The sequence below is a fragment of the Bacteroidales bacterium genome, from assembly GCA_018334875.1.
Classification (GTDB): domain Bacteria; phylum Bacteroidota; class Bacteroidia; order Bacteroidales; family UBA12077; genus JAGXLC01.
In genome coordinates this window covers 1-6707 of the sequence record JAGXLC010000225.1, presented here as the reverse complement: position 1 = coordinate 6707, position 6707 = coordinate 1, and the positions used below count along the sequence as shown (strand labels likewise).

Annotated in this window: 4 protein-coding genes; 3 read left to right on the top strand and 1 reads right to left on the bottom strand. The window is 43.4% G+C overall.

Annotated elements, in window-relative coordinates; translation table 11 throughout:
* Positions 1 to 1558: glycogen/starch synthase (locus tag KGY70_14920; GenBank protein MBS3776486.1), on the top strand; the 1558-nt coding region annotated here is incomplete at its 5' end.
* Positions 1559 to 1590: 32 nt separating this feature from the next.
* Positions 1591 to 3588, top strand: coding sequence for an alpha amylase C-terminal domain-containing protein (locus KGY70_14915; protein MBS3776485.1), 1998 nt, complete (start codon positions 1591 to 1593; stop codon positions 3586 to 3588).
* 403 nt (positions 3589 to 3991) lie between these two features.
* Here KGY70_14915 and KGY70_14910 read toward each other — a convergent pair whose 3' ends face one another.
* Positions 3992 to 5290, bottom strand: a complete 1299-nt coding sequence (locus KGY70_14910) for a dicarboxylate/amino acid:cation symporter (protein ID MBS3776484.1) — start codon at positions 5288 to 5290, stop codon at positions 3992 to 3994.
* A 209-nt stretch (positions 5291 to 5499) separates the two neighbouring features.
* On the opposite strand from KGY70_14910, the gene KGY70_14905 reads away from it, so the two are divergent.
* Positions 5500 to 6657, top strand: coding sequence for an ROK family transcriptional regulator (locus KGY70_14905; GenBank protein MBS3776483.1), 1158 nt, complete (start codon positions 5500 to 5502; stop codon positions 6655 to 6657).
* Positions 6658 to 6707 lie beyond the last annotated feature (50 nt).

Here is a 6707-nt window from a genome sequence, read left to right as displayed (position 1 = left end):
TACCATGAAATCAGATATCAAAACAACTGTAAAAGAGAAATATAAGGAGAAGAAAAACCAAAAAAATCCGAGAATCCTGATCATTACCCCTGAAATAACCTATTTACCCAAAGGTATGGGTAATATGGCCAATGTATTGGCTGCAAAGGCGGGGGGAATGGCTGATGTCTCGGCCTCATTGGTCTCTGAGCTCTATGAGTTGGGTGCGGATATTCATGTGGCACTTCCTCATTACAGACGGATGTTTAATATCGACATAGGTCAGTTTATCAGCGAGGAGTTGAGGATATTCCAGGAAAAGTTGCCTGATTCCCGTATACATCTTGCAGAGGACAGAATATTTTACTACAGGGATTCCATTTACAGCGGTTATGGTGCGGAAGCAGCCAATATTTCACTTGCCTTTCAGCGGGAGGTGATCAACAACATCATCCCTACCGTAAAACCCGATCTGATTCACTGTAATGACTGGATGACCAGTCTGATACCTGCCATGGCCCGGCGCAGGGGGATCCCGTGCTTGTTCACCATACACAATATTCATACGCAAAAATATTTCCTTTCTCAGATAGAAGACAGAGGGATTGATGCTGCCGAGTTCTGGCAGCACCTGTTTTTTCAATGGCCCCCGGCCAGTTACGAAGAAAGCAGAGAAAACAATCCTGTGGATCTGCTTTCCAGTGGGATTTTTGCATCCCACTTCATCAATACGGTAAGTCCGACTTTTCTGAGAGAAATAACCGAAGGACAGCATGGTTTTATACCGGAGCAGATCCGCGGAGAGATATCCAATAAAATGGATACGGGTTGTGCATTCGGAATAATCAATGCTCCGGATAAAATCTATGATCCCGAAACCAATCCCAATGTCATTTACAATTATAGCTGGGAAGAACCCTTGAAATGGAAAAAAAAGAACAAACTCGAGTTGCAGAGAAAACTGGGATTGATAGAGGATGAAAATGCTCCTTTATTGTTTTGGCCGTCAAGACTTGATCCCGTTCAAAAAGGATGTGATCTTCTGGCTCATATACTTTACAAAGTGATCGCTTCCCACTGGGATAGCCATCTGCAGATCGTTTTCGTCGCAAATGGGAGTGATCAGCAAGTATTCAGAGAAATAGTGCACTTCCATAATTTCTATGACAGGGTTTCGGTTTGTGATTTTGATGAAGAACTCTCTCATCTGGCTTATGCAGCCAGCGATTTTGTTTTAATGCCATCTAAATTCGAACCCTGTGGATTGCCCCAAATGATAGGGAGTATCTTTGGGAGTTTGCCCATTGCATTCGATACCGGTGGATTGCATGATACTGTTGAACATCTCAACAGTGATGAAAATACGGGGAATGGCTTTCTGTTCAAGGTTTTTGATGGTCCGGGTCTGGAATGGGCCATTAATCAGGCTATGAAATTTTACACCCTGCCTGCTGACAGGAAAGAGCAACAAATTTCCAGGATAATGAAAGAGGGAAGTGAAAGATTCAACCTTTCAGAAACTGCCAAAAATTATATCAGGCTTTATGAACAGATGCTGCATAGGCCTCTTGTAGTGTAGAAGTAAATTATAAATTTCAAAAATATAGTGCTTTGACTAGAAATATCCGATTGACCGACGATCCCTATTTGACACCCTATCTTGGAGAGATAGAAAAAAGAAAAGAAAAGATAATCGATACCGGGAAGAAACTTACGGGTGATAAAATCTCTTTAAAGGATTTTGCCTCAGCCCATGAATATTACGGGTTGCATTCCGTTGAGAATGGTTGGGTATTCCGGGAATGGGCTCCGAATGCACAAAAGATCTATATGATCGGTGATTTCTCCGGGTGGGGGTGTCTGGAAGAATTTAGGCTGGAACGCATGGATGAAAATGGTGACTGGGAATTGAGAATCGACAAGGATCAGTTGCATGACCAGGATCTTTACAGGTTGAAGATCTTTTGGGATGGAGGTGAAGGCGATCGTATACCCGCTTATGCCCGGAGAGTTGTGCAGGATGAGCATACCAAGATATTTAATGCACAGGTATGGACCAGCAAATATGAGTGGCAATATCCCGGAACAAACATACGGCATCCTTTTCTTAAGATCTACGAGGCCCATATTGGCATGTCGTCAGAAGAAGAGCGTATCGCCACTTATGATGAATTTAGGGAAAATGTGCTGCCCCGTATCGTCGATGCCGGTTACAATACCATTCAGCTTATGGCCGTCCAGGAGCATCCGTATTATGGATCCTTTGGTTATCATGTGGCCAATTTTTTTGCTCCTTCCTCCAGGTTTGGCACGCCACAACAATTGAAACGGCTTATTGATGAAGCCCACAGGAATAATGTGGCGGTGATCATGGATCTGGTTCATTCCCATTCAGTAAAAAATGAAGTAGAAGGATTGTCAAAATTTGACGGCACCGATTATCAGTATTTTCATACTGGTGACCGGGGGTATCATGAAGCCTGGGATTCCAGGTGTTTTGACTATGGCAGGATTCAGGTGTTGCATTTTCTGCTATCCAATTGCCGTTACTGGTTAGACGAATTCAATGTTGACGGGTTCCGTTTCGATGGCATTACCAGCATGCTTTATCTGCATCATGGTGTGGGTTATAGTTTCGGATCCTATGATGATTATTTTAACCGGTATGTGGATACGGATGCTTACGTCTATCTTTCTCTTGCCAATAAAGTGATTCATGAAGTAACTCCCACTGCGGTAACCTTAGCCGAAGACATTAGTGGTATGCCCGGCCTGGTTTATCCCACTGATCAGGGTGGTGCAGGCTTTGACGACAGGCAGGCGATGGGGGTTAGTGATTACTGGTTTAAAATGCTGAAGGATATGCGGGATGAAGATTGGAGTATGGATGAGTTGTGGCATGAACTGACCAACAAAAGGCCGGAAGAGCGAACGGTGAGTTATGTGGAGTGCCATGACCAGGCTTTGGTGGGCGGTAAAACACTGATGTTTGAGTTGGCGGATAAGGATATGTACACCCACATGCATAAAAACAGCCAGAGTATAACTATTGACAGGGCAGTCGCACTTCATAAAATGGCACGTTTGGCTACTTTTGGAACAGCCGACAGCGGATATCTTAATTTTATGGGCAATGAGTTCGGTCACCCCGAATGGGTAGACTTTCCCAGGGAAGGCAATAACTGGTCGTATAAATACAGCCGCAGGCAATGGAGCCTGCGGAATAATGAAGAACTGATCTATCATGATCTGGGAGCATTCGACAGAGACATGATGAGATTAAATACAGATGAATTGGCAAATTCTTTTCCCTCACCGGTGTATCTCCATAATCACGATAAGCTGATGGCATTCACCCGGGGCCGCTTGCTGTTTCTTTTTAATTTTCACCCTGCGGCCTCCTTTTCCGATTATATGATTCCTGTGGACAGGAAAGGTATATACAGGCTTATATTTGATAGTGACAGAAAACAATATAGCGGATTTGCCAGGATATCGCCACATCAGGAGTTTCATACACAATTTAAAGACGGAGACAGCCATACACCCTATATAAAGGTTTATTTGCCCAGCAGGGTTGCGATGGTACTGAAATATAGTAGTGAGTAATCTGTTATGAGTTATGAGTAATGAGAGTTTGTGAGGCTGAGGGTACAGAGCATAGAGCGCAGGGAAAAGAGTCATTGATGGTCACTAAGTGGTCATTAATTGCATTCACAGATAAGCCGAGGTTTTCAGTTCATATAATCCCGTTTTGGCTATGGGAAGGCATTCAATCATTAAAATCGTTGAGTTGCAATAACCTCTATATCATCTACAAAATGATGCTATAAAGTAACCCGAGACCCTAGACACGAAACCCGAAACCTTCCTCTCCCCGCTCTATGCCCTAGGCTCTTTGCCCTAGGCTCTATGCCCTAAGCTCTATGCCCTAGGCTCTATGCCCTGAGCCCTATGCCCTGAGCCCTATGCCCTGAGCCCTATGCCCTCCATCATCCAATCATTTCTTTTCCTAAGCCGGCTGCTCCTTCTTCACCGGATAATTCAAATCTCCTTCACTCTTTGATACAATGGTTGAAATGGTAGAGTCACCGGTAATGTTGACAACCGTTCTCAACATGTCCAGGGGTCTGTCTATACCAAGGATCAGCGCCAGGCCGGCTGCCGGCAGACCTACACTGGAGAGCACAATGACCAGCATAATGATACTCCCCCCGGGCACCCCTGGCGTGCCAATGGAAGAAAGGGTGGCTGTGAGTACAATGGTTACCTGTTGGGTTATATTAAGATCCAGCCCGAATACCTGTGCGATAAATACTGCTGCAATGGCCTGATAACATGAGGTACCGTCCATATTGATCGTTACCCCAATAGGAAGGACAAAATTTGCAACGGTTTTGGAAACACCCAGCTCATTTTGGGTTTGGCGGAGTGTGACAGGTAGCGTGGCAGCACTGCTGCTGGTGGTGAAGGCAAACATCTGTGCCGGGAAGATGGCCCGGAAAAAGTCTTTGTATTTGATCCCAGCCAAAATCCGTATAAAAAAGGGATAAACTATCAGTATAATAAAGAAAAGTCCTATCACAACCGTACCGGCATAATTGGCCAGTGCCACGAATAAATCCGCGTCTCCTGAAAATTCTACGATGAGGGCTGCCAGTAAGGCGAATACTCCGTAGGGTGCAAATTTCATGATGAAGTCAATGATCTTCAAAATGATTTCGTTGATGCCGTCAAAAAAGTCTTTGACGGTTTTGATCCGTTCTTCGGGAATTAAGACCATCGCTATTGCAAAAAGAATGGCAAAAAAGATGATCTGTAGCATATTGCGGTTATTCGAGGCTGCATTCACAATATTTTCCGGTACCATATCCACAAGAAACTGAAGGGGCGACTGCTCTTGTACCTGCTCCGCCGTGATCTCTTTTTCCTCAATATCTAATTCATAACGCTGCTGTAACTCCTCCTGCTTTTCCTTTGGGAATGTGTCACCCGGTTCGAGGGTGTTAACCAGACCAAGTCCCAATGTTGTGGCAATGAGTGTGGATACCAGATAGAGACCAATGGTTTTCAGTCCCATCCTGGATAACCTGGAAATATCCGTAAGACTTGAGATCCCTTTAACCAATGAAACGAAGATGAGCGGAACAGCTATGAGTTTGAGTAGATCCAGAAAGATGGTTCCAAATGGTTTGATCCAGTCAAGGGTGAATTCCTTAAGTCCAAGGTATACGGCAGCTAATCCCCAAAGTATCCCTAAAACCATTCCTGAAATGATCTTGACCCAGAGCGGAATGTTTCTTAGCTTCATACAGTATATTTTAACGGTTGGTTGCTCAAAAATATAATATTCATTTGAATTCTCACCATCCTTTTGCTTTTATCTTAAGAATAATCAATTTCTGAGATTTTAACATGCGATGTTAAAAAAGATAAAATTTTGTATAAAAAATTGGCTTTTCGATTTTGTTTTTTTCTATTTTTGTTTATTCATTCATTGAATAAACATACCAGATAAACATGCCGGAGTTGTCACTGCAAATAGCTGAAGACAAGCATAAGCTGGCCTTAAAACTAATCAGGGATTATGGTGAGCTTTCGGGTGCCCAGATAGCAAGATTGACTGGTCTTCAGCCTTCTACTGTGGTGTATATACTTCGTCGACTCCATAACTCAGGTTTCATTGAATATAGCCGAACAGGTGATTCAACAAAGCGTGGAGGGAAAAGGCCGGTTTTATGGAAGATCAGTGGGTCTTTTGCATACGTTTTGGGTATGGAAGTTTTGGTGGATAAAATCAGGTATGTTCTGACAGATTTTTCAGGAAAGATTGTTGCCCGCCGGGAAGTCCCCTATGAGAATTATCTGAAAAATGATCACGTCTCTGAAGCCATCCTGGACAACATAAAAGAAGTTATAGAGAAAAATTCCCTGGAGACCAAAAACATACTGGGGATTGGCATTGGCATTACCGGGCTTATAGATAATACGGAAGCCGTTGTTCAGTATTCCTCCAACCTTCGGTTAAGGGATTTGCCGTTAAAGGATGTCATTGAGGAAAAGGTCAATATTCCGGTATATTTGATTAATGATGCCAATGCCGGTGCCTTGGGAGTTAAGTGGTATTCACGGAATAATGAGTCCCTCCCTCCGAATATCGTGTATGTCAACTATAACCAGGTTTCGGATTATTTAGGCCTGGGTATTATCATCAACAATATGTTGTATTCCGGAGCTGCCGGTACTGCAGGAGAAGTATTTGATCCGCTGCCCGACCTTACGGATGCCGGGAAGCGTGCGATGCAAAGGGTTAATTCTGACAGCCCACTAAAACAATGGCTCAGATCGGGGAAACATATTCCGTTGTCAGATGTTTTTAATTATACAAGGAGAGGCGATCCCATTGCCCGGGAGATGGTTGATACCATTATACAATTCCTGGCATATCAGCTAATGCTTATCAATGGGTTCATTAATCCCGATCTGATCGTTTTGGGGGGTGACATAGCCATTGGACAGAATCTTATTGTTAATCCCTTGATGGATGAGTTCAAACAACGAAACAGGGAATTCCTGGAGATTGACTATAATATTCCACAGATCCTGTTTTCCGAATATGGAAACTATTCTGTTGCGATGGGTGCCAATGCAGTTATTATCAGAAAGGTACTGGGATAAATAACAATAAGAAATATAGATCATATGCAATACGACACAACCAACATCAC

Excerpts from the sequence above, each read along its gene's own strand:
- KGY70_14910 (MBS3776484.1), bottom strand. The coding sequence starts at position 5,290 with ATGAAGCTAAGAAACATTCCGCTCTGGGTCAAGATCATTTCAGGAATG.
- KGY70_14905 (MBS3776483.1), top strand. The coding sequence starts at position 5,500 with ATGCCGGAGTTGTCACTGCAAATAGCTGAAGACAAGCATAAGCTGGCC.